Source organism: Spongiibacter sp., from assembly GCF_041602295.1.
GTDB lineage: Bacteria > Pseudomonadota > Gammaproteobacteria > Pseudomonadales > Spongiibacteraceae > Spongiibacter.
In genome coordinates, this window is sequence record NZ_JBFIGO010000171.1 from 1 (window position 1) to 3528 (window position 3528).

Sequence of the window (3528 nt, forward strand, 5' to 3'; positions counted from 1 at the left end):
AACTGCGCGGGCGGGCATATTTTCCGCGCCCTGCACGAAATTACCGAGGAAAACTGGCTGGCTGATATCGCCAACAACCTCGGCGGCAGTCTGTTCCTCTGCCAGGCGGCGGTGCCGGAGCTGTTGAAAACGGCTGGTAATATTGTCAACGTCGGCTCCTTGGCCAGTGTCGAGGGCCAGCCCTATTCCGCGACCTACTGCAGCGCCAAACACGGTGTTATCGGCCTGACCAAGTCGCTGGCCTTGGAGTTTATTAATCAGCCGATTCGCATCAATGCGGTGTGTCCCGGCGGTACCAATACGCCTCAGCTGGCGAAGGTGGGGATGCCCGACGGTGGCGATATCGACTTGATTATGACCACCGCTGCCAAGCGCGGTTTGGCCGAGGCGGAAGATATCGCCGCCGTGATTAGCTTTATTGCCTCAGAGGAGGCCCGGGCAACTCACGGCGCGGTGTACATGGCCGATATGGGAAAAACGATATAGCCGCGCAGAGTTGCGGCCAGACCAAGTGGGGGTGACATTGGGGCTTAAATTGGAGCTTAACAAGCTATTAGTGGTGGTGCTGGGCAGCACATTGCTTGCCTGTAGCGTGCATGTCGAGCGGGCCGCGTTGCCGGCCGACTGGCAGGGTGTCAGTAGCCAGCAGTTAGCGGTATCGGGCTACGGCGACTGGGCGCGGCTGCGCGGCCAGCCTCTGCGTATTGGCGACTACGTTACCGGCAAGCTGGATTACTCACTGTGGGCCACTGCGCCGACTATCAGTCGCAGCAGTGTCAGTAGCGGCGACGACGGTATTCAGCTGGGCAGCGTCGATGACGACAATGATTCCGGTTACGGCTTCTCGTTATATCGCGCCGATGTGGCGCTGGCGGCGGTGCGTTGTCGGCAGTATCGCCGCGGCCGCGGCTGGTATTTGCGGGTGGCCGACGAGGGTTCGCAGCAGGCCCTGGAGTTACAGGGCGATGAGCGTTTTGTCGCGGGGCTCAGCTGCAGTGCCGAGGGGCTGACACAGGGCTGGCTGCCCTGGCAGTTGGAGTTGCGCGCCACCAGCCGTCAGCCCTTTGCGGGATTGATTCATCGCGGCGGTAGCGCGCTGGCGGTAGTCGGCAGTCGCCAAGGGCTTAGTGTCGAGCTGCCGGAGACGGTGAGCATCGCGATACGCGACGGTGGGCACAGCGTGGCCATGCTCGATTTGCTCAACGGGGGGGCGCTGCACCTTCACCCGCAGTTGCAACAGGAGCTTGAGCCCGCGGTGGTGGCCGCGGCCATGGCCTTGTTGCTGGCCAATGACCCGCTGGCCGAGGATTAGTGACCTTGTGCCGCCTGTCGCGGCCCGGTTTAGCGGCTGGGCCCTGGCAGTGAGTCCTGGCTTGGCGCGTCGCATTGGCGAGCGACCTTGCCTGGGCGCGTCGGCTAGCTAGGGGTATCTGCGCATTCCGCATTGCGGCGGGGCTGGATACGGTTGCTAGTCTGGACAGCTTTTTTCTGCGGCACTTGTCCTGCGCGGCCTTTGTGGGTCGATGCGCTGTGGCAACGGGGTTCACGTTCGATGGCAAATTCCGATGAATTTCTCGGCAAGGTACTCGATACCATGGCCGACCATGTGGTGGTGGTCGACCGCAGCGGTCAAATTCTGTATGTGAATCGCCGCTGGTGTGAATTTGCCGAGGACAATAACTGCGGTATTACCGACAGCTGGGCCGGGGTCAATTATTTACAGGTCTGCGACCGCGCGGCGGCGCAGGGCGATGAGTCGGCCTTGCAGGCGGCACAGGGTATTCGCGAGTTTATGGCGTCGGAAAGAGCGCACTGGTGCCTGGAGTACCCCTGCCACAGCCCGGAGCAGCAGCGCTGGTTTATGATGACTGTGTCGCGGTTTACGCTGAATCGCCGCCAATACTTTGTGATTACCCACCACGACATTACCCAGCGCAAGCTCGCCGAAGACAAGGTCAGCAAGATGGCGCTGATCGACAGCCTGACGGGTATCCCCAATCGCCGCTGTTTTGATACGTTTTTCCAGCAGGAGTGGCGGCGTTCACGTCGCTTAAAGTCGCCGCTGTCGCTGGCGCTTATCGATATTGATTATTTTAAATTGCTCAATGACCGCTACGGCCATCAAACCGGGGATGCCTGCTTGCGCAAAATCGGACGCCTGCTGAAGGACTTTGTTCGGCGCCCGGGCGATCTCTGTGCCCGCTATGGCGGCGAAGAGTTTGCGGTGGTTTACGGCAACACCGATGAGGATGAGGCGCGGCACCTGCTGGCGGAGTTGAGCGAGGCGATACGGCAGCTGGCTATTCCCAATGAAGGGTCGACGGTGGCGCCCTATCTTACCGTCAGTGCGGGCCTGGCGACGGCCCGGCCTGGTGACTCGAGCGACAGCCCGGACAAGTTGATCGCCAGGGCTGATCGGCAGCTCTATCTCGCCAAGGACAGCGGTCGCAATTGCACCGCGGTGGCCGGTTAAGGTTGATTCTTGAGGTGCGCCGTTGGGGAGGCGCAGACTGTTAATCACTAGGCTGAATGTATATTGATTTATAAAATAAATTAGACTGATTTTGTGCTGGCGCCTATGGTGATGACTTTATTGCCGAGGAGCCAGCCATGGACTTCAATCTCAGCCCCCGCGCCCAAGCGCTGCGCGATCAACTCCGCCATTTTATCGACAGCGAAATCATGCCGGTCGAAGAGGCCGTGCTGCCTGAGCTGATGCTCAGCAACAAGGGCGGCGACTGGAGCCAGTGGACGGTATTGCCCGAGCTTGAAGCGCTCAAAGCCAAGGCCCGCGAATTGGGTCTGTGGAACTTGTTCTTGCCCGATCCCGACTTGGGCGCTGGCCTGACGGTGGGTGAATACGCGGTGCTGGCCGAGCAGATGGGCCGCTCACATTTTGCCCCCGAGGTGTTTAACTGCAACGCCCCGGATACCGGCAATATGGAAGTGCTGTGGAAATACGGCAGCGAGGCGCAGAAACAGCGCTGGCTGGGGCCGCTGCTCAATGCCGAGATCCGTTCGGTATTCTTTATGACCGAGCCCGAGGTGGCCTCTTCTGATGCGACCAATATGGCGGCGACCATTGAGGTCGACGGCGACGAGCTGGTGCTCAACGGCAAGAAATGGTGGTCGACCGGGGTGGGTGATCCGCGCTGCGAAGTCGGCATTTTTATGGGGCTGAGCAATCCCGAAGCCGCTCGCCACAGCCGTCACTCGATGGTATTGGTGCCGATGAATACCCCCGGCGTGACCATCAAGCGCATGCTGCCGGTGTTCGGTGGCTTCGACGAGCCCATTGGTCACGGCGAGGTGTGGTTCGACAATGTGCGGGTGCCCAAAGACAATCTGATCCTCGGCCTCGGCCGCGGCTTCGAGATTGCCCAGGGCCGCCTCGGCCCCGGCCGTATCCACCACTGCATGCGCGCCATTGGCGCCGCCGAACGGGCGCTGGAGCTGATGATTCAGCGCGGCAAGTCCCGCCAGGCCTTCGGCAAGCCGCTGATTAAGCTGGGCGGCAATCCCGAGCGT

The 3528-nt window shown here is 60.9% G+C and carries 4 protein-coding genes; all 4 read left to right on the top strand.

Annotated features, from left to right (window positions below):
- A partial coding sequence (locus ABYM29_RS15250) for an SDR family NAD(P)-dependent oxidoreductase (RefSeq protein ID WP_372865649.1) occupies positions 1-486 on the top strand: 486 nt, incomplete at its 5' end.
- Between the two features lie 37 nt (positions 487-523).
- Positions 524-1312 carry a hypothetical protein gene (locus tag ABYM29_RS15255; protein WP_372865650.1) on the top strand — a complete coding sequence of 263 codons (789 nt, stop codon included), beginning with the start codon at positions 524-526 and terminating at the stop codon, positions 1310-1312.
- A 240-nt stretch (positions 1313-1552) separates the two neighbouring features.
- Positions 1553-2473, top strand: coding sequence for a diguanylate cyclase domain-containing protein (locus tag ABYM29_RS15260; RefSeq protein WP_372865651.1), 921 nt, complete (start codon positions 1553-1555; stop codon positions 2471-2473).
- A 137-nt stretch (positions 2474-2610) separates the two neighbouring features.
- Positions 2611-3528 (top strand): acyl-CoA dehydrogenase family protein (locus ABYM29_RS15265; RefSeq protein WP_372865652.1); only part of this gene is annotated, 918 nt, incomplete at its 3' end.

What these genes read in the sequence shown, in the direction of transcription:
- ABYM29_RS15260 (WP_372865651.1), top strand. Translation starts at nt 1,553, where the DNA reads ATGGCAAATTCCGATGAATTTCTCGGCAAGGTACTCGATACCATGGCC.